This window comes from Verrucosispora sp. SN26_14.1, assembly GCF_004307965.1.
In the GTDB taxonomy this organism is placed as follows: Bacteria; Actinomycetota; Actinomycetes; order Mycobacteriales; family Micromonosporaceae; genus Micromonospora.
In genome coordinates, this window is record NZ_SISL01000075.1 from 1 (window position 1) to 18,315 (window position 18,315).

The 18,315-nt window shown below is 70.3% G+C and carries 18 protein-coding genes, 4 tRNA genes and 1 pseudogene; 21 read left to right on the forward strand and 2 right to left on the reverse strand.

Annotation, left to right across the window (positions count from 1 at the left end; genetic code table 11):
- From EYA84_RS10180 to EYA84_RS10195, 4 genes are all read left to right on the forward strand, one after another.
- Window positions 1–1,417, forward strand: a 1,417-nt coding sequence (locus EYA84_RS10180) for a NuoM family protein (protein ID WP_131052789.1), incomplete at its 5' end; no start/stop codon positions are given.
- 156 nt (window positions 1,418–1,573) lie between these two features.
- The gene (locus tag EYA84_RS10185) at window positions 1,574–3,034 is read left to right on the forward strand and encodes an NADH-quinone oxidoreductase subunit N (protein ID WP_131052790.1); all 1,461 of its coding nucleotides are present in this window, start codon (window positions 1,574–1,576) and stop codon (window positions 3,032–3,034) included.
- 126 nt (window positions 3,035–3,160) lie between these two features.
- Window positions 3,161–4,036, forward strand: a complete 876-nt coding sequence (htpX, locus tag EYA84_RS10190) for a zinc metalloprotease HtpX (RefSeq protein ID WP_131052791.1) — start codon at window positions 3,161–3,163, stop codon at window positions 4,034–4,036.
- Window positions 4,037–4,191: 155 nt separating this feature from the next.
- Window positions 4,192–5,451, forward strand: a complete 1,260-nt coding sequence (locus EYA84_RS10195; RefSeq protein WP_131052792.1) for an MFS transporter — start codon at window positions 4,192–4,194, stop codon at window positions 5,449–5,451.
- Between the two features lie 19 nt (window positions 5,452–5,470).
- On the opposite strand, the gene EYA84_RS10200 is transcribed toward EYA84_RS10195, so the two are convergent.
- Window positions 5,471–6,166, reverse strand: coding sequence for a TetR/AcrR family transcriptional regulator (locus EYA84_RS10200; protein ID WP_131052793.1), 696 nt, complete (start codon window positions 6,164–6,166; stop codon window positions 5,471–5,473).
- A 123-nt stretch (window positions 6,167–6,289) separates the two neighbouring features.
- Between EYA84_RS10200 and EYA84_RS10205 the strand changes: the two genes are divergently transcribed.
- Window positions 6,290–7,111 carry an SDR family NAD(P)-dependent oxidoreductase gene (locus EYA84_RS10205; protein WP_131052794.1) on the forward strand — a complete coding sequence of 274 codons (822 nt, stop codon included), beginning with the start codon at window positions 6,290–6,292 and terminating at the stop codon, window positions 7,109–7,111.
- 96 nt (window positions 7,112–7,207) lie between these two features.
- Here the strand turns inward: EYA84_RS10205 and EYA84_RS10210 are convergent, their stop codons facing one another.
- On the reverse strand, window positions 7,208–7,702 hold the full coding sequence (locus tag EYA84_RS10210) for a YajQ family cyclic di-GMP-binding protein (protein ID WP_161594942.1): 495 nt from the start codon (window positions 7,700–7,702) through the stop codon (window positions 7,208–7,210).
- A gap of 148 nt (window positions 7,703–7,850) precedes the next feature.
- On the opposite strand from EYA84_RS10210, the gene EYA84_RS10215 reads away from it, so the two are divergent.
- The 16 genes and pseudogenes from EYA84_RS10215 to EYA84_RS10285 form a co-directional block, all read left to right on the forward strand.
- Window positions 7,851–7,934: transfer RNA gene (locus tag EYA84_RS10215), tRNA-Tyr, on the forward strand.
- Window positions 7,935–8,182: 248 nt separating this feature from the next.
- A complete protein-coding gene (locus EYA84_RS10220; RefSeq protein WP_131052796.1) occupies window positions 8,183–8,830 on the forward strand; it encodes a hypothetical protein in 648 nt (215 codons plus the stop codon).
- A 433-nt stretch (window positions 8,831–9,263) separates the two neighbouring features.
- Entirely contained in the window at window positions 9,264–9,413 is a 150-nt protein-coding gene (locus EYA84_RS32435; RefSeq protein WP_161594943.1) for a hypothetical protein, read from the forward strand.
- Between the two features lie 515 nt (window positions 9,414–9,928).
- Window positions 9,929–12,460 (forward strand): bifunctional diguanylate cyclase/phosphodiesterase, encoded by a 2,532-nt coding sequence (locus EYA84_RS10225; RefSeq protein WP_131052797.1) that lies wholly within the window; start codon window positions 9,929–9,931, stop codon window positions 12,458–12,460.
- 92 nt (window positions 12,461–12,552) lie between these two features.
- Window positions 12,553–12,625 (forward strand) — tRNA-Thr (locus EYA84_RS10230).
- 25 nt (window positions 12,626–12,650) lie between these two features.
- Window positions 12,651–12,723 (forward strand) — tRNA-Met (locus EYA84_RS10235).
- 131 nt (window positions 12,724–12,854) lie between these two features.
- Window positions 12,855–13,022 (forward strand): 50S ribosomal protein L33, encoded by a 168-nt coding sequence (gene rpmG, locus EYA84_RS10240; RefSeq protein ID WP_007073056.1) that lies wholly within the window; start codon window positions 12,855–12,857, stop codon window positions 13,020–13,022.
- Window positions 13,023–13,147: 125 nt separating this feature from the next.
- Window positions 13,148–13,594 (forward strand): MaoC family dehydratase N-terminal domain-containing protein, encoded by a 447-nt coding sequence (locus tag EYA84_RS10245; RefSeq protein ID WP_131052798.1) that lies wholly within the window; start codon window positions 13,148–13,150, stop codon window positions 13,592–13,594.
- Window position 13,595: 1 nt separating this feature from the next.
- Window positions 13,596–13,988: a MaoC family dehydratase gene (locus EYA84_RS10250; protein ID WP_131052799.1), complete on the forward strand. Its 393-nt coding sequence runs from the start codon at window positions 13,596–13,598 to the stop codon at window positions 13,986–13,988.
- Window positions 13,989–14,114: 126 nt separating this feature from the next.
- Window positions 14,115–14,187: transfer RNA gene (locus EYA84_RS10255), tRNA-Trp, on the forward strand.
- Between the two features lie 211 nt (window positions 14,188–14,398).
- Window positions 14,399–14,797 carry a preprotein translocase subunit SecE gene (secE, locus tag EYA84_RS10260; protein ID WP_131052800.1) on the forward strand — a complete coding sequence of 133 codons (399 nt, stop codon included), beginning with the start codon at window positions 14,399–14,401 and terminating at the stop codon, window positions 14,795–14,797.
- A 38-nt stretch (window positions 14,798–14,835) separates the two neighbouring features.
- Window positions 14,836–15,558, forward strand: a complete 723-nt coding sequence (gene nusG / locus EYA84_RS10265; protein ID WP_131052801.1) for a transcription termination/antitermination protein NusG — start codon at window positions 14,836–14,838, stop codon at window positions 15,556–15,558.
- A gap of 215 nt (window positions 15,559–15,773) precedes the next feature.
- Window positions 15,774–16,205: a 50S ribosomal protein L11 gene (gene rplK, locus EYA84_RS10270; protein WP_131052802.1), complete on the forward strand. Its 432-nt coding sequence runs from the start codon at window positions 15,774–15,776 to the stop codon at window positions 16,203–16,205.
- Window positions 16,206–16,287: 82 nt separating this feature from the next.
- Window positions 16,288–17,004 (forward strand): 50S ribosomal protein L1, encoded by a 717-nt coding sequence (gene rplA, locus EYA84_RS10275; RefSeq protein ID WP_131052803.1) that lies wholly within the window; start codon window positions 16,288–16,290, stop codon window positions 17,002–17,004.
- Between the two features lie 82 nt (window positions 17,005–17,086).
- Entirely contained in the window at window positions 17,087–17,875 is a 789-nt protein-coding gene (locus tag EYA84_RS10280) for an ABC transporter ATP-binding protein (protein WP_131052804.1), read from the forward strand.
- Window positions 17,872–18,315, forward strand: a pseudogene (locus EYA84_RS10285) (hypothetical protein); the annotation flags it as partial. The gene EYA84_RS10280 and the pseudogene EYA84_RS10285, both read left to right, overlap by 4 nt.

Consider the following 18,315-nt stretch of genomic DNA (forward strand, 5'->3'; position numbering starts at 1 on the left):
GACCCTGGTCGCGGCCGTCGCGCTGCTCGCCGCCCGGGACGCCGGCTGGTCGGCGTACCTGCCGGACGGCACCGCCGGGGCGGTGCTGCCCTGGCACACCGTCGACCTGTCCTGGGTACCCGGCCTGGACCTGCGCTTCCACCTCGGGGTGGACGGCATCTCCTGGCCGCTGGTGGTGCTCACCGCCCTGCTCACGCTGCTCTGCTGCGGCTACAGCCTCTGGCGGGTGCCGACCGGCGGCAGCGGTAAGGCGCTGGTGGCGCTGCTGCTGGTGGTCGAGGTCGGCATCCTCGGCACCTTCCTCGCCCTCGACCTGGTGCTGTTCTTCCTCTTCTTCGAGGTGGTCCTGCTGCCGATGTACGCGATCATCGTCGGCTGGGGCGGCGACAGCGCCGACCTGGCGGCGGTCGACGCGCGGCGACGGGCGGCCCGGAAGTTCGCCCTCTACACGCTCTTCGGCTCGGTGCTGCTGCTGGTCGGCGTGTACGTCGTGGTGGCCGCCGCCGGGACCGCCGACATCGTGGCGCTGACCGGCGGCACGGGCCTGTCCAGGACCACCCAGCTCACCGCGTTCACCCTGTTCGCGGTCGCCTTCGCGGTGAAGAGTCCGCTCTGGCCGCTGCACTCCTGGCTGCCCGACGCGCACACCCAGGCCCCGACGGTCGGCAGTGTGCTGCTCGCCGGTGTGCTGCTCAAGATGGGCACGTACGGCCTGATCCGGGTCGCCGTCGGAGTGGCCCCGGAGGGGGCCCGCTGGGCGGCACCGGTGCTCGGCGTGCTCGCCGTGGCCGCCATCCTGGTCGGCTCGCTGGTCTGCCTGGCGCAGACCGAGCTGAAACGGCTGATCGCCTACTCCAGCGTGGGGCACATGGGTTTCGTGCTGCTCGGGGTCGCCACGCTCACCGCCACCGGCATCCAGGCGGCGCTGATCGGCAACGTGGCGCACGGCATCATCACCGGCCTGCTCTTCTTCCTGGCCGGCGCGATCAAGGACCGTACGCACACCGGCGCGTTGAGCGAACTGTCCGGGCTGCGGGAGACCGCACCCCGGCTCTCCGGGCTGCTCGCCTTCGCGGCGGTCGCCTCGCTCGGGCTGCCCGGTCTGGCCGGCTTCTGGGGCGAGGCGTTCGCCGTGGTCGCCGCGATCCAGGTGGGCGGCGCACTCTGGACCACACTGGCGGTGCTGGCGGCGCTGGGCGGGGCGTTGACGGCGGCGTACCTGCTGCGGCTGTTGCGCCGGGTCACCCACGGCCGACCGACACCGACGGTGAGCGGCCTCGGCCCGGGGATCGCGGGGGGCGAGCTGGCCGCCTGGGTGCCGCTGGTGCTGCTGACCCTCGCCGTCGGGCTGGCCCCGACCCTGGTGCTGGGCGTCGCCGAGGCACCGGTGGCCGCCCTGGTGGGAGTGCTGCCATGAGCGAGCGTGAGCGAGTGAATCTTCGGTTCAGCGCGGTGGTGCCTCGTGGCGGCACGCAGCGGAGCGGAGTGCCGGCATGAGCGAGCGTCAGCGAGCGAATCGTCAACGCGGCGCGGTGGTGCCTCGTGGCGGCACGCAGCGGAGCGGAGTGCCGGCATGAGCGAAGTGCAGAGTGTGGACCACGTCGCGTTGCTGCCGGCGTACCTGGCCGCCGGGACGGCCGTCCTGGTGCTCCTGGTGGACCTGCTGCTGGCCCGTCCGGCGGCGACGGTGGCCTCGGCGGTCACCGGTGCGGTCGCCACCGCCGTGGGGGCGGCGGCGGTCGGCACCCTCCCGGACCGGCGGACGTTCTGCGTCGGCCCCGACTGCTCGTACGTCTTCGGCGGCCGGGCCGCTCTGGTCGCGGCGCTGGTGGCGCTGCTGATGGTCGGGGTGCTGGCGCTGTCCGGGCCGTTGCTGCGCGACGGGCGGACTCCGGTGGGGGAGTACTGCTTCCTGCTCGCCTGCTCGATGACCGGTGGCGTGGTGCTCGGCGTGGCCGGTGACCTGATCACCCTGATCGTGGCGGTGGAGGTGCTCACGCTGCCGCTGTACGTGCTGGTGGGCCTGCGCCGGGGCAGTCTGGCCAGCGCCGAGGCGGCGGTGACCTTCTTCGTGGTGAGCGTGGTGGCCACCACGCTGACGCTGCTGGGTGCCGCGCTGCTCTACGCGGTCACCGGCGCACTGCACCTGGAACGGCTGGGCGGGCTGCTCGCCGACGGGGCACTGCTCGACCTGCCGCTGACCACGGTGGCGGTGACGCTCGTGGTGGCGGGACTGGCGTTCAAGGTGGCGGCGGTGCCGTTCCACGTCTGGGCGCCGGCCACCTACGACGGCGCACCGCTGCCGGTGGCCGCGTACCTGTCGACGGCCTCGAAGCTCGGTGGGGTGGTGGCCCTGCTCGCCGTGGTGCAGCACGCGTTGCCGGCCGAGGTGACCGGTCCGGTGCTGGCCACGGTCGCCGTGCTGACCATGACCGTGGGCAACCTGGTGGCGCTGCGTCAGCGGCGTACGGTGCGACTGCTGGCCTGGTCCTCGGTGGCGCAGGCCGGGTACATTCTCGCTCCGCTCGGCGCGCTGGCTCTGGCCGATCCCGACGCGCGCACCGGTGCGTACGCGGCGGCCCTGGCGTACGCCGTCTTCTTCGTGCTGTTGGAGTTGGCCGCCTTCGCCGGGGTGGTGGCGCTGCGCCCGGCCGGTGCGGACGGCGGCACCCTGGACGACCTGCGGGGTGCGGCCCGCCGGCACCCGTGGATCGGTGGCGGCCTGGCGTTCGCGCTGGTCGGGCTGGCGGGCCTGCCGCCGGCACTGGCCGGGCTGTTCGCCAAGGTGACGGTGGTCCGCTCGCTGCTCGGCGGCGAGGCGAACTGGCTCGCCCTGGTGGTGGCGGTGAACGCGGTCATCGGCCTGGCCTACTACCTGCGCGTCGCGGCGTTGCTCTACGGGCCGCCGGGGGAGACCGCCGCGCCCGCCGTGCGACCGGGACGCGCGGTGATCGCCGCGCTGGCGGTGGCGACGATCCTCGCCGTGGTGGTCGGGTTCGCACCGCAGGTCGTGCTGGATCTCGCCGGAGGCTGAACGCGACCGCACTCCTGGTCATGACTGCCGTTCAGGTAACTCTCAGTCATGAAGCGGATGGTTTACGGGTACCGGGTTGTTGTACCGGTCAGCGGATCCCGTCATCCGTGCACCGAAGGAGTGATCGTGCACCACAACCGTCTGAAGACCGCCGCGCTGCTCGGCCTGCTCACCTCGCTGATCCTGGCGGTGGGCTACTGGTTCGGCGGCAGTGGCGGACTGGTCGTCGCCGTCCTCGTCTCGCTGGCGATGAACGGTTTCACCTACTTCTACTCGGACAAGCTGGCGTTGCGCTCGATGCGGGCGCAGCCGGTCACCGAGGCGCAGTTCCCGGAGCTGTACCACATGGTGCGGGAACTGGCCGCCGAGGCGCGGCAACCCATGCCCCGTCTCTACGTGAGCCCGACCGCCCAGCCCAACGCGTTCGCCACCGGGCGTAACCCGCAGAACGCGGCGGTCTGCGTGACGCAGGGGATCGTGGAGATCCTCGACTACCGCGAGCTGCGGGGCGTGATCGGCCACGAACTGTCCCACGTCTACAACCGGGACATCCTCATCTCCAGCGTGGCGGCCGGTCTGGCCGGCATCATCACCATGCTGGCGAACCTCGCTCTGTTCATCCCGCTCGGCGGCAACAGTGACGAGGACGGCCCGAACCCGGTCGTACTGCTGCTCACCGTCATCCTGGGCCCGCTCGCCGCGACCGTCATCCAGCTCGCGATCAGCCGCAACCGGGAGTTCCAGGCGGACGCCTCCGGCGCCGAGCTGACCCGCGACCCGCTGGCCCTGGCCAGCGCGCTGCGGAAGATCCACATGGGTACCCAGCGTCGACCGCTGCCGGCCGAGGGCCAGCTCACCAGCACCGCCCACCTGATGATCGACAACCCGTTCAAGGGCGGCGGCATCTCCGCCCTGTTCGCCACGCACCCCCGGATGGAGGAGCGCGTGGCTCGGCTGGAGCAGATGGCCGCCCAGGTCGGCCCGGTCCGCTACCAGCGCTGACGCACCACCCAACCCCTTCGCCGCCCGCGCCGGAGCATCCGGCGCGGGCGGCGCGTCGGTGCGGCCTGTGAGCGCGATAACCATGTTGCGCGGCACCACCCGGGCGTTAGGGTCTAAACGAATCTGGCTCATTACATCTGCGGTGGGGGTGCACGGTGGTCGGGCTGCGCCGGTATCTGAGCGTCTGGCAGATCCCAGGTGCGCCGACCCTGCTGATCACCGGCATCCTCGGGCGGCTCGGGATCGGCATGACGCCACTGGCGCTGCTGCTCGTCGTGGAGCAGGTCACCGGCCGCTACTCGCTGGCCGCCCTGGCCGGCGGCTGCTACGCCCTCACCGGTGCCGCGCTCAGCCCGATCGCCGGACGGATCGCCGACCGGATCGGTCCCACCCCGGTCCTGGTCGGCACCGCGATCGCCCATCCACTGGCGCTGATCGGGCTGCTCCTGTCGGCCCGCTCCGACACCGTGCCCTTCGCCGTGGTGCTGGTGGCCTCGGCGCTGGCAGGAGGGTCGTACCCGCCGCTCACCGCCGCCATCCGGGGTGCCTGGAACGACCTGACCAGCGTCTCCTCGGGCCGTTACCACCTGCGCAACACGGCGCTCGCCGCGGAGACGACGCTGTTCGAGATCGTCTTCGTGCTCGGCCCACTGCTCGTCGCCGGCTTCATCCTGTTCGCCGACGCCGGAGCGGCCCTGATCGGCGCGGCCGTGGTCACCCTCGTCGGCACCGTGGCGGTGGCGCTCGGCCGCACCATGCGCGGCTGGCAGCCGCACTCCCGTGAGCACCGCACCCGAGGGCTCGGCCCGCTGCGGGTCCCCGGCTTCCCGGCGCTGCTGCTCTGCGTGGCCAGCCTCGGCATCGCGTTCGGCGCGACCGGCGTTACCGTGCCGGCGTTCGCCACCCGTTACGCCGCCGACGACCCGGACAGCCTCGCCGGTGTGCTGCTGGCCGTCTGGGGGATCGGCAGCGCGATCGGTGGGTTCTGGTTCGGCCTGCGCCGTCCGGCCCTCAACATGACCCGCCAGTTCGCCTGGCTGTTGGGCTTGGTGGCGAGCAGCTTCGTGGTGTTCGCCGTGATGCCCACGGCGGGCGCGCTGGGCGTCGCCCTGGTCATCGGTGGTGCCGCCATCGCGCCCGCGTTGACCCTGGAGAACACCCTGGTCGGGCGGATCTCCCCGCTGGGCATGCTGAACGAGGCGTACACCTGGGTGGTGACCATGTCGGTCGGCGCGAGCGCGGCCGGTGGTGCCGTCGCCGGCCTGATCGTCGACCAGGCCGGCGGGGTGCCCTGGGCCTTCCTGTTCGCCGGTGCGGCGGTCGCCGTCGGGGCCGGGGTCGCGGCCCTGCCCGCCGGCCCCATCGCCCGCGCCGAAGCCGACGCGGTACGCCTCGAAGAGCCCGCCACCGTCTGACCGTGTCCCCGGCACCCGCTCACGGTCCGGGGCGCACCGCGCGGAGCACGTGCGCGACCAGCGTGTCGGCGTACTCGTCGGTGAGCGGCCCGAGGCGGAGCAGCCACCGCTGGTACAGCGGCGCGTAGAGCAGTTCGAGCGTCAGGTCCAGGTCGGCGTCGGCGCGAATCTGCCCCGCCCGCTGCGCGCTGCGCAGCCGCTCCCGCTTGGCCTCGTCCACCGGAGCCGCCAGTCGTTCCCGGTACTGCGTGGCCAGCTCCGGATCGGCCGCGATCTCCAGGTTGAGCGCCCGGATCGGCGCCTCGAACGCCGGGTCGGCGAACTCCGCGACGGTGGCCCGCAGCACCGTCCTCAGGTCGGCCTCGATGTCGCCGGTGTCCGGCAGCCTCACACCGCCGGCCTCCTCGCTCAACGCCAGGAACGCGTCGAAGACCACGGCCCCCTTCGACCGCCACCACCGATAGATCGTCTGCTTGCCGACCCCCGCCCGCGCCGCGATGGCCTCGATGGAGAGCTTCGCGTACCCGACCTCGGAGACCAGTTCCCGCGTGGCACCCAGCACGGCCTGCCGGGACCGTTCACTCCGGCGTGCCGGGTCCGGACGCTTCGGTGCCGGTGCCGGTGCCGGTGCCGGTGCCGGTGCCTGGGCTGTGGCCTGGGCCTGGGTGGTGGCCAGGTCCTGGGTCGGGTCGGTGTTTCTCGGGGCCGGGAACATGAGCTTGAGCATATCGAGAGTGAGACGAGACGGTCCGTCTTGACGGATCGGTGTCGGCGGAGCAGACTCGATCCGCCAAGCGAGACGGTCCGTCTCGTCTCACTCGATCGAGGGAGGTGCGGGGTGGCAGATCCTCGCGTGTGGTTCGTCACCGGAGCCAGCCGTGGACTGGGCCGGGCGGTCACCGAGGCCGCCCTGGCCGCAGGGGACCGGGTCGTCGGAGCGGCCCGCGACGTCGACCCGTTGGCCGAGCTGGCCGCGCGCCACCCCGACCGGCTGGTCGCACTGCCCCTGGACGTCGCCGACCGGGCCGCCGTCACGCTGGCGGTGGACCGCGCGGCCGAGACCTTCGGTCGGCTCGACGTCGTCCTCAACAACGCCGGCGGGATGCTGCTCGGCATGCTGGAGGAAGCCACCGAGGAGCAGATCCGGCAGCACCTCGACGTCAACTTCTTCGGCGCCGTCTGGGTCACCCAGGCCGTCATCCCGCACCTGCGTGCCCAGGGCGGCGGTCGCCTGCTCCAGGTCACCTCGATGGGCAGCGGCGGCGGCGTCGCCTCCGTCGGCCTCTACGCGGCCGGCAAAGCCGCACTCGACGCGCTCAGCCAATCTCTGGCGATGGAACTCGCGCCCTTCGGCATCAGGGTCAGCATCGTGCAGCCCGGCGGCTACGACACCGGCCTCTACACGTCGGGCATGACCGCTACCGAACCCCGACCGGCGTACGCGCCGCTGCGGGCGCAACTGGCCGAACTCTGGGGCGACGACGCCGGCCCGCCGCCCGAGACCGCCGCACCGGTCATCATGACGCTGGTCGACCTGCCCGAGCCGCCGCTACGCCTCATCGTCGGCAGCAACTCCTACGACATCGTCAGGCAGATGGAGCAGGCCAGAGTCGACGAGTACCGAGCCTGGGAGGACCTCAGCCGCCAGGCACCCGGCTGAGCCGTGCGTACCCCGCTCGCACCGGCTCGGCGCAGACGCCGCCCGCCGGCCGCCCCCGGTATTCCTGAGGGGCGGCCGACCGCGGGGGCCGCTGCCTCAGCGGTAGTTGTTGAACTGCAGGGCGACGCCGAAGTCCTCGCCCTTGAGCAGCGTGATGACGGCCTGCAGGTCGTCCTTCTTCTTGCCGGTGACCCGAAGCTGGTCACCCTGAATCTGCGCCTGGACTCCCTTGGGACCCTCGTCGCGGATCTTCTTGCTGATCGCCTTGGCCTTCTCCTGGTCGATGCCCTGGATCACCTTGGCGTCGATCTTGAAGATCTTGCCCGACGGGCGCGGGTCACCCGCGTCCAACGACTTCATCGAGATGTTGCGCTTGACCAACTTCTCCTTGAAGACGTCCAGCGCGGCCTTCACCCGCTCCTCGGTCTCCGCCTGGAGGCTGATCGCCTCCTCACCCGACCAGGAGATCTCCGCGCCGGTCCCCCGAAAGTCGAACCGCGTCGCGAGCTCCTTCTCCGCCTGGCGAAGGGCGTTGTCGACCTCCTGGCGGTCGACCTTGCTGACGATGTCGAACGACGGGTTCGCTGCCATGCTCATGCTCCTGCTGTCCGGCTGATTTGTGATCCTTTGCCCCCGATGCCCAGGGGTACGACTCCCTGACGGTACCCGGTTGCGCCGGAGCCGGTGGTAGCCGCTATCCTTGCTTCCGCTGCCGCGCCACGGTGCGGTGGTACGCCCTGGCGGGTTGCCCGAGCGGCCAATGGGAGCGGACTGTAAATCCGTCGCGAAAGCTTCAGAGGTTCGAATCCTCTACCCGCCACCAGGTGCGACAACGGCCCCTGACCAGCAGAGATGCTGATCAGGGGCCGCTCTCGTTGAGCTAGCTCCGTCCGGCTGAGTCCAGCCCGTTGCGCTCCTGAGTGACTTCCTGCGCCGAGTCCCTTGCCGTCGGGGATTGATGAGGGCTGTCAGGATCCTTGTGAGGGCCGATGTCCGCGTGCCGTCGGTCGGCGCTGTAGAAGGCGGGGCAGCCTGTCGGCGGCTGGCTCACCGTGAGGTCGAGGAGGTTGCGTGAGCACTCGGTTCGTCCGAGCGGGGATGGCGGGCATCCTTGTCGTGACACTCGCCGCCACCGGCTGCGGTTCGTCGTTCTTGGGCTCTGACCAGCTTGGCGATGACGTGTTTGCCCAGACGAGTAGCTACGGCTGGGGAGGGTCCTTCGCTGTCGGTTATCGACTCACGGACGGCGTCACAATCGTTCGGATCGACAAGGGGCCGGTGACGATCAAGAGCATCGAGCCGGTCATGCACGGTGGTTCGACTCGTCTGCTCGGTGCTCAGGTGCGGTTGCTGACCGCGTCCCGAGGTTCACCCGTGGTGGACTCCGAGGGCTGGCCGCCGACTCACCGTGACCTTGACGGTGCGGAGGATGCGGCCGGGTTCGTCATTCCCGATCCTGGAGCCGTTGATCCGGTCGATCATCCTCACGGCACCGTGCACATCGAGATTTTGCTCGGTTACGAGTTCGTCGGGGAGGGCCGGGCGGTCCGGCGCGGGGTGAACGTGAAGTACGAGACCGGCGGCCGGCAGCGGAAGGTCTTCCTGGGGAGCTACATGGCGGTGTGCGCGCCTGCGGCAGTGCCATGCCAGCACGAGGACGAGAACGGGCCGGTGCCACTCGCGGCTCACGTCACCCAGGTGGGAATCGGCTACCTGTAGTCGTCGGGTTGCTCTGCACTGTCCCGGCGAGGAGTGGTGGTGCCCATGATCCGCTCGGCGGCCCGCTCGGCCTTCGGGGTGTGTTCTCCGGGTGGCAGTCAACGCGAGTTCGGTCCAGCGTGCCCGGCAGCGAACGGCATAAGGCTGTCGACCCGTACGCGACTCCGCGCCTTTATCGACTACGAAATCGGGGTCCGATAATGCGGAAGCCGTCGGTACCTTCAGCCGGTCGAGGTCGGGTAGCGGTGAACCGGGAAGGTCGCATTCTTCGTCCGGCCGCTGGTCGGCGAGGGCGCCGAATGTCTCGGACGGCGGGAGCGGGTACCCGACAGATCGGCCGTCGGCGCCGTTGAGCAGCGCCTTCGTGTAGGTTGGCACGATTCGGCCATCCATGGGGGTGACTGCGATGGTGTGTTCGGCCTACTCTGGGTTCGTGCAGCTCGAGAGCGTGCCGTTCGCCCTCGCCGGGTGGGGCGTCGGGCTGGCGGTGCTCTACCTGGTGATCCGGCTGGCTGTTCGGCACGCGATGGAGGACGCGGACCGACGCAGGGCGGAAGAGCGGTCACAGACGCGGGGTAACTGATCGCTTACGGTGGCGTGATTGGAGGTCTTCCGCCATTCCGCATTATCCGGTCAAAAGTATTCTTCGCCATTGTCCGCTAGATCCGCTACGCCGCCTTAGTGGGGAATGGGTGGTTGGTGTCTTCTTCTTCAGTGGCACCGGCGCTGCCAGCGCTGACCTGCCCGGACGTTGTACGCGACGGGTACGTACGTGTCGTGCGGCACGACAACCGGACCAACATCAGGTCTGTGAACTTTCCACCGGCCGACTCGCTGTGGCACCATCGGGGGACCTCCATCGCGTTCCCTTCACCCCACTCAGGAGCACAGATGTCTGCTCGACGTTTGGGCCGGCTACTCGGCTCCCTCTTGCTGGTTTCCGGCCTGGTTCTCGCGACGAGCACGGTCGCGGAGTTCGATGTCAGGGCGAATGGTCTCGAGTGGAACATGCCGACCCTAGGGTCGCTGATCCCCTGACGGGCCTTCGCGCGTCCGGGCCCCTCCGGGATCCGCTGAGTTCAGGTCGCTAGGGGAGCCATGACGCCTCGCCCCCGCCCCATCCGACGGCGGACGGAGTACGCCTGGCTGGTCACCGGGCCGTTGGCGCTCGGTGCTGTCGTCTTCTCACTGATCCTCGGGCTGACGACGTCCCCCTCCCTGGGGGACTGGCCGATGACGTTGCTGCTCACAGCGGCGATGGTGGCCGCCGCACTGCCGACCATCAACGTCGTGGTGCGGCGTCAGGCGCTCGCCGCCACGCCGACCGAGATCCCGTTGGTCGTCGCCCTCTATCTGCTGCCGCCGCTCTCGGTGGTGCTGGCGTACACGGCCGCCGCCATCGTGGTGCAGATCCGTCGCAAACTGCTGCCGGCGAAGTTCTGGTTCAACGTCGCGCTCGCGGCGATAGCGACATCTCTGGCGACCGTGGTCTACCACGTGTTGCCGCAGCCGGGTGGCGTCGGTCCGGGTACCTGGGCCGTGCTGACCGTCGCCGTGGGTACGCACACCCTCGTCGCGTTGGCCGCCGTGGTCGCGGTGGTCTCCGTGGTGCAGGGCTGGCAGGCCGGACGGGAGATGCTCCGGGCGGCGCCGCCGATGTTGCTCGCGGTCACGATCAACCTCGCCATCGGTCTGGTGATCATCATCGCGCTGGAGGGCACGCCCTGGGCGGTGTTCCTCTTCGCCGGTCTGGGCATCGCCTTCGCTCTGGTCTACGGCTCGTACGCGCAGTTCTTCCGGCAGCACCGCACGGTCGCCGAGATGTACGAGTTCACCAAGGGGATCACCGAGAGCGGCCCGGACGGCAACCTGATCGACGCGTTGCTGGTCCGGATCCGCAGCCTGATGCAGGCGGAGTCCGCCACCCTCTGGTTGCCGGCCCAGGGCCGCCACCCGGAGGTGCTGCTGACCGCCCAGGAGGGCAAGCCCGGCCTGCTGGACTCCACGCACAGCCCGGCCGCGTTGCGGGACGTCGCGGTGGCCCGGCAGGAGACCGTGGCGGTCAGCAGTCGGCTGGGCGGCGACGACCCGGAACTGCGCGACACGCTGGAGTCGACCTCGGTCAAGGACGTGATCGTGGTGCCGCTGCGGTCTGGCAAGGCGGTCATCGGCACCCTTGAGGTGACCAACCGGCTCGGCGACACCAACTCGTTTCGGGCCGCGGACGTGACCGTCTTCGAGACGGTCGCCGCCCACGCGGCGGTCGCGCTGGAGAACTCGCGCCTGGTCGACCGGTTGCGGCACGACGCGTACCACGACGGGCTCACCAAGCTGCCCAACCGCCGCCGGATCCTCGGTGCGCTGACCGAGGCGGTCCGGATTCGGGCCCCCGGCGAGGTGGTGGCGCTGCTGCTCTTCGACGTCGACCGCCTGCGACAGGTCAACGAGTCCCTCGGGCACGCCGCGGGGGACAAGGTGCTGGTCGAGGTCGCCGACCGGCTGCGTGGATGCGTACCGTCGGCGGCCCTGGTCGGTCGGGCCGGCGGCGACGAGTTCCTGGTGACGTTGCGTCTGGAGAGTGCCGAGGCGGCGGTGGAACTCGCCGGCCACCTGCGCGAGCAGATCCGGGACGAGATGGTCTTCGACGCCCTCACGTTGGACGTGGACACCGCCGTCGGCGTGGTGGTGCATCCGGATCACGGCAGCGATCCGGCGACGCTGCTGCAACGGGTGGACGTGGCGGCGTCGGCCGCCAAGTCGGTCCCCGGCAGCGTGCAGCTCTATACGCCCGCCCTGGAGTCGCGTGCGCTGCATCGGCTGGGTCTCGCCGGTGACCTGCGCAGCGCCCTGGAGAACGGCGAACTGGAGATCTACTACCAGCCGAAGGTGACGCTGCGCGACCGGCGTCTGGTGGGAGTGGAGTGCCTGGCCCGGTGGGAGCATCCCACCCACGGCACGGTCGCCCCACAGGACTTCGTCGCGGTGGCCGAACACACCGGCCAGCTCGGGCGGCTCACCGAGTTCGTGCTACGGGAGGGGCTGCGCCACAGCCGCGACTGGGCGCACGGCGGCCAGTCGCTCGCCGTCGCGGTCAACATCTCCGCGCGTACGCTCAACGACCAGCACTTCCCGGAGCGGGTGCGCGAGTTGCTGGCGGAGTACGACGTACCGGCGCAGCTGTTGACCCTGGAGATCGAGGAGGCCGGGGTGCTGGACGGCACCGACCGGCCCATCCCGACCCTGCGCCGCCTGCGGGACCTCGGCGTACGGCTCTCGGTGGACGACTTCGGCACCGGTAGTTCCTCGCTGGCCCACCTGCGCCGGTTGCCGGTGCACGAGGTCAAGGTGGACCACTCCTTCGTCCAGGGCATGGCGACCGATCCCGGTGACCTGGCGATCGTCAACGCCGTGGTGACCCTCTCCCAACAGTTCGGCCTGACCGTGGTGGCCGAGGGAGTGGAGAGCGAGCTGACTCTGGAACTGCTCCAGGACATCGGCTGCGAGATCGGCCAGGGATTCCTGTTCAGCCGCCCGCTGCCGTACGAGCGGCTGGAGGCATGGTTCGGCGCCCAGGTCGACCCGGAATCGATCACCGACAACGAGCTGCCGCGCCTGCGAGTGGTCCCCTGAGCTGGGTGTCCGACGTCCCCGGGGATCCGATTTCACCAGCGCGGTAGGGCCGTGTACTCTTACCTCTGCGCGGCCACCGAGTGATCGCGCAGGCCCCCTTAGCTCAGTCGGCAGAGCGTCTCCATGGTAAGGAGAAGGTCTACGGTTCGATTCCGTAAGGGGGCTCAGAGGGTCCGGCTGGGCCCACCACGGCGGTGTAGCTCAGATGGTAGAGCAAGCGGCTCATAATCGCTGTGTCGCCGGTTCAAGTCCGGCCACCGCTACTCTCGTCCGTCCGGAGCATTCCGGCGGTCGGTGGCACGGGCGCCTTGGGCGCCCGCTTTGCGTGTCCGCCCTTGTGGTGCGTACGCTGTAGCGCTGTAGTTGTATCCGTTAGCGAGGAAGGCACTCCGCCGTGGCGAAGGCGACCGATGTCCGGCCGAAGATCACTTTGGCGTGTGTGGAGTGCAAGGAGCGCAACTACATCACGCGCAAGAACCGCCGTAACGACCCGGACCGCATCGAGCTGAAGAAGTTCTGCCCCCGGGACGGTCGGCACACCGTTCACCGCGAGACCCGCTGACCCGTCCGGGCCGACTCGGCCCGGGTCGACGCGTACCAGGATCGCCGGTTCGTGCGGCGGCGCGGCCCTCGGGCCGACGTCGACCGCGCGGATCGGCGTTCGTGCGTTGCGTGTAGGTTCGCGACATGTCCCTGGACCACTCCTTCGTCGGCCGCAGTTTTCCGCCGACCGCCCCCTACCAGGTGGGCCGCGAGAAGATCCGTGAGTTCGCGACGGCGATCGGGGCCACCGATCCCGCCTACCACGATCCGGAGGCGGCCCGTGCCCTGGGCCATCCGGACGTGGTCGCGCCGCCGACCTTCCCCGTGGTGATCACCATGGCCGCCAGCCGCCAGATCGTCGAGGACCCGGCCCTCGGCGTCGACTACAGCCGGGTCGTCCACGGCGACCAGCGGTTCGCGTACACCCGCCCGGTGGCGGCCGGCGACGAGCTGGTCTGTGTCAACGTCGTGGAGGACATCACCAGCCGGGGTGGTCACGAGTTCCTGACCACCCGGACCGAGGTCAGCACGACCGCCGGCGAGCCGGTGGTCACGGTCTGGTCCAAGCTCGTCGTACGCGGGGAGGCCTGACATGGAGCTGACCAACCAGACGTTCCGAGTGACCCGGGCGGACCTGGTCCGCTACGCCGGCGCCTCGGGCGACTTCAACCCGATCCACTGGAACGACAGGTTCGCCACCAAGGTCGGTCTGCCGGGCGTGATCGCGCACGGCATGTTCACCATGGCGCTGGTCGGCCGGGCCGTCACCGCCTGGGCCGGTGGACCCGACGCGGTGGTCGACTACAACGTCCGGTTCACCCGTCCGGTGGTGGTGCCGGACGACGACCAGGGCACCGAGATCGTGGTGACCGCAGTCGTCCGCGAGGTCACCGATGCGGGCCTGACCAGGCTCGACATCACCGCCACCTGTCAGGGCGAGAAGGTGTTGTCGCAGGCGCGGGCCATCGTGCGGACGACGGGCTGACCGGCACCGCTCGCCGCGATCGGCAGACCGGTTGGGAAAGTCGGGTCCCTACCCGTACACTGGTCCGCCGTGGGGCAAGTGACTCCTGCCTGGTCGTGTGACCGGGTGGGACGAGCGTTGCCACACAGGGGTGTAGCTCAATTGGCAGAGCAGCGGTCTCCAAAACCGCAGGCTGCAGGTTCAAGTCCTGTCACCCCTGCGCCTCAGGCCTGACCGTTCCGTGGGTCGCGTCACCGCTCGGTGGCGTGCGGCCCGTGGTGGTGGCATCGGCGGAGAGGTTCCGAGGCATCGGGGCCCCTCCGGTTGATCCGCCGGCCGCGGCCCGTCCCGGGACGGTTGGTCCGGCCGGCGTGACCAGCGCCGCGTACGCGTACCGCGTGCGACCCCGACATCCCGCGACGGAGGGCGAAGTGGCCGACAACAAGCGGCGCGGCGAGGACGCCGACGACGACCGCCTGAACGACGAGGTGGTCAACGACGGTGACGGTGCCGACGACGACGCCACCGACGCGGACGATCTGGTATCGCGGGGCGGCACCGCCACCCGCGAACGGGCGAAGGCGGATTCCGCCGACAGCCGGTCGAAGACGCGTGCCGATGCCGACAAGGTGGGCCTGTTCGGCCGCGTCGCGCGTTTCATCCGCGAGGTCGTGGCCGAACTGCGTAAGGTCATCTGGCCGACGCGCAAGGAGCTGCTGACCTACACGGCCGTGGTGGTCGCATTCGTCGCGATGATGCTGACGATCGTGGCCGGCCTTGACTACGCCTTCGCGAAGGGCGTGTTGTGGGTCTTCGGCAACCCCAGCTGACCGGCTGACTGTGCCGATAGTGACGGAAGTGAGCAAGCGTGCCTGAGTACGACGAGACCGCCGAGACCCCGGACGAGCAGTCCACGGTGGCGACGGCGGCGAACGACGAGTCGGTCGAGGCCGCCAGCGAGCCGGAGTTCGCGACGACGGAGCCCGCACCCGACGAGGACTACGACCCGGTCGCGGAGCTGCGGCAGAAGCTGCGCTACGCGCCGGGCGACTGGTATGTGGTGCACTCGTACGCCGGCTATGAGAACAAGGTCAAGACCAACCTCGAGACCCGGATCACGTCCCTCGACATGGAGGACTACATCTACCAGGTCGAGGTGCCGACCCGGGAAGAGGTCGAGGTCAAGAACGGCAAGCGGTCCCAGGTCCAGGCGAAGGTCTTCCCGGGCTACATCCTGGTCCGGATGGAGCTGACCGCCGAGTCCTACTCCTGCGTGCGCAACACGCCCGGGGTGACCGGCTTCGTGGGTGCCACGGACCGGGCCGACCGTCCGGCCCCGCTGAGCCTCGACGAGGTGCTGAAGTGGCTGGCGCCGTCCGTCGAGACCGAGCAGAAGAAGGCCAAGCCGGAGATCAAGGTCCTCGACTTCGAGGTCGGCGACTCGGTGACGGTCACCGACGGCGCCTTCGCGTCGCTGCCGGCCACGATCAGTGAGATCAACGCCGACCAGCAGAAGCTCAAGGTGCTGGTGTCGATCTTCGGCCGGGAGACGCCGGTGGAGCTGAACTTCAACCAGGTCGCCAAGATCTGATCGCATCGACCGTCGGCGACGGCCCAGGGGGTCGTCGCCGGCGGTCGCCGTCGTTCGTCTGGCCCGTCCCGCCCCCGTCGGGCAACCTCTGTGGGCGGGTGGATTCCGACCTGCGCTACCCTAGAACGTCGCCGCCGTCCCACACGCGCTGACCGTGCGCGCTCGACGGCGACGTCGGTGCGAACAATTCCCAGTTCCAAGCCCCAGGAAGTGACATGCCTCCGAAGAAGAAGCTCGTCAAGACGTTCACGCTTCAGCTGCCGGCGGGCCAGGCCACCCCGGCGCCGCCGGTGGGCCCTGCGCTCGGTCAGCACGGCGTGAACATCATGGAGTTCTGCAAGTCCTACAACGCGCAGACCGAGTCGCAGCGGGGCGATGTCGTCCCCGCCGAGATCAGCGTGTACGAGGACCGGTCCTTCACCTTCGTGCTGAAGACCCCGCCCGCCGCCCGGCTGCTGATCAAGGCCGCTGGTGTGGCGAAGGGCTCGGGCGTCCCGCACACCCAGAAGGTCGGCTCGGTGACCCGCGCCCAGCTGCGTGAGATCGCCGAGAAGAAGATGGCCGACCTCAACGCCAACGACCTCGACCAGGCTGAGAAGATCATCGCCGGCACCGCCCGGTCGATGGGCCTGAACGTCACCGACTGATCTCGGTCACCAGCGACCCGTACGGATCGTGGGAGGGCGCGCGAGCACCGCGGCCCGCCAGAAACCACAGGAGTAGACAGAAATGCAGCGCAGCAAGAGCTACCGCAAGGCCGCCGAGGTCATCGACCGGTCGAAGCTCTACACCCCCGCCGAGGCCGTGAAGCTGGCCAAGGAGACGACCAACGTCAAGTTCGACGCCACGGTCGAGGTCGCCATGCGCCTCGGCGTCGACCCCCGCAAGGCGGACCAGATGGTCCGCGGCACGGTCAACCTGCCGCACGGCACCGGTAAGACCGCCCGCGTGATCGTCTTCGCCGCCGGCGCGAAGGCCGAGGAGGCCGTCGCCGCCGGTGCCGACGAGGTGGGTACCGACGAGTTGGTCGCCCGAATCCAGGGCGGTTGGTTGGACTTCGACGCGGCGATCGCCACGCCGGACCAGATGGCCAAGATCGGCCGGATCGCGCGGATCCTGGGCCCGCGCGGTCTGATGCCGAACCCGAAGACCGGCACGGTGACCATGGACGTCACCAAGGCGGTCGCGGACATCAAGGGCGGCAAGATCACCTTCCGGGTGGACAAGCACTCCAACCTGCACCTGATCATCGGCAAGGCCTCGTTCTCCGAGACCCAGCTGGTGGACAACTACGTGGCGGTCCTGGACGAGGTGCTGCGGGCCAAGCCGTCCGCGGCGAAGGGCAAGTACCTCAAGAAGGTCACCCTCACCACGACCATGGGCCCGGGCGTGCCGATCGACCCGAACCTGGTGAAGAACCTGCAGGAGGGCTCGGCCGACAGCTGAGCAGGACGAACGCCTCGAAGGGGCCCCGCCACACGACCGTGGCGGGGCCCCTTCGCCGTGACCGAGGTGGCAAGCTCGCCTGATGCGACTGGAGGACGTCTGGCTGCGGTACCGCCGTCCCGGTCCCTGGGTGCTTCGATCGGTGACGATCGAGATCGCGCCCGGCGAGGCGGTGGTGGTGCACGGGCGCAACGGCGCCGGCAAGTCGACGCTGCTGCAACTCGTCGCCGGGATCCTGCCGCCGTCCCGGGGGCGGGTGCGCGATCGACCGGCCGTGGTGGGCTGGGTACCGGAACGCTTTCCCGCCGACCAGCCCTTCACCGTCGAGGGATACCTCGACGCGGCAGCCCGGGTGCGTGGACTCGCTCGTGACGAGGCGGGCCGGGCGGTGCACCACTGGGTCGAGCGCCTCGGTCTCGGACCCTACCGGGCCAGCCGGCTGCCCCAGCTCTCGAAGGGCACCGCGCAGAAGGTCGGTCTGGCCCAGGCACTGCTGCGCCCGCCGGGACTGCTCGTCCTCGACGAGCCCTGGGAGGGCCTGGACGCCGCCGCCCGCGAACTGGTCCCCGAGGTCGTGGGCGAGGTGCTGGCCGAGGGCGGTGTGGTACTGGTCAGCGATCATCGCGGTGAGACGGCCCGACTGCCTGGTGCCCGGCAGTGGACCGTCGACGGTCAGACGGTGGCCGAGGGGCCGTGGGCCGGTGCGGAGGCCACCGTCGTGGTGGAGGTGGCGGTCCCGGCTGCCGGCGTCGCCGACGCCGTGCGCCGGCTGCGCGCCGACGGTCACCGCGTCCTCCGGGTACGCGGACACGACGCGTCGGCGGACGTCACCGAATCTGTGGCCGGGGCGGCCTCCGAGGTGGCGCCGTGATCGCGCTGGTCCGGTTCCGGCTCGCGGGCTTCCTGCGTACCGGACGGGCGCTGGCACCGGTCCTGGCCGGCCTGCTCGTGTTGGGCATCCTCTACGGCGGTGGCCGCGCCGAGCCGGCCGAGGCCTACGGCGTGTCGGCGGTGGTCCTCTTTCCGGTCCTGGCCTGGCAGACCAAGATCCTGCTGGACGTGGAGCCGGACGCTCAGCGTCGGCTGGCCGTGGTCGCGCTCGGGCCGACGCGGGAGTGGGCGGCCGGACTGCTCGCCGCGGCGACCGCAGGTCTGGGTCTGATCGCGGTCGCGCTGGTGATCCCGTGGCTGCTCGGCGGGATGGCCGTGCCGACCGGGCCGGACGACCGGTCGATCGTCGCTGGCCTGGCACTCGGCCTCTGGGCGCACCTGATCGCCCTGCCGGCTGCCGTGGCGCTCGGTGCCCTCGCC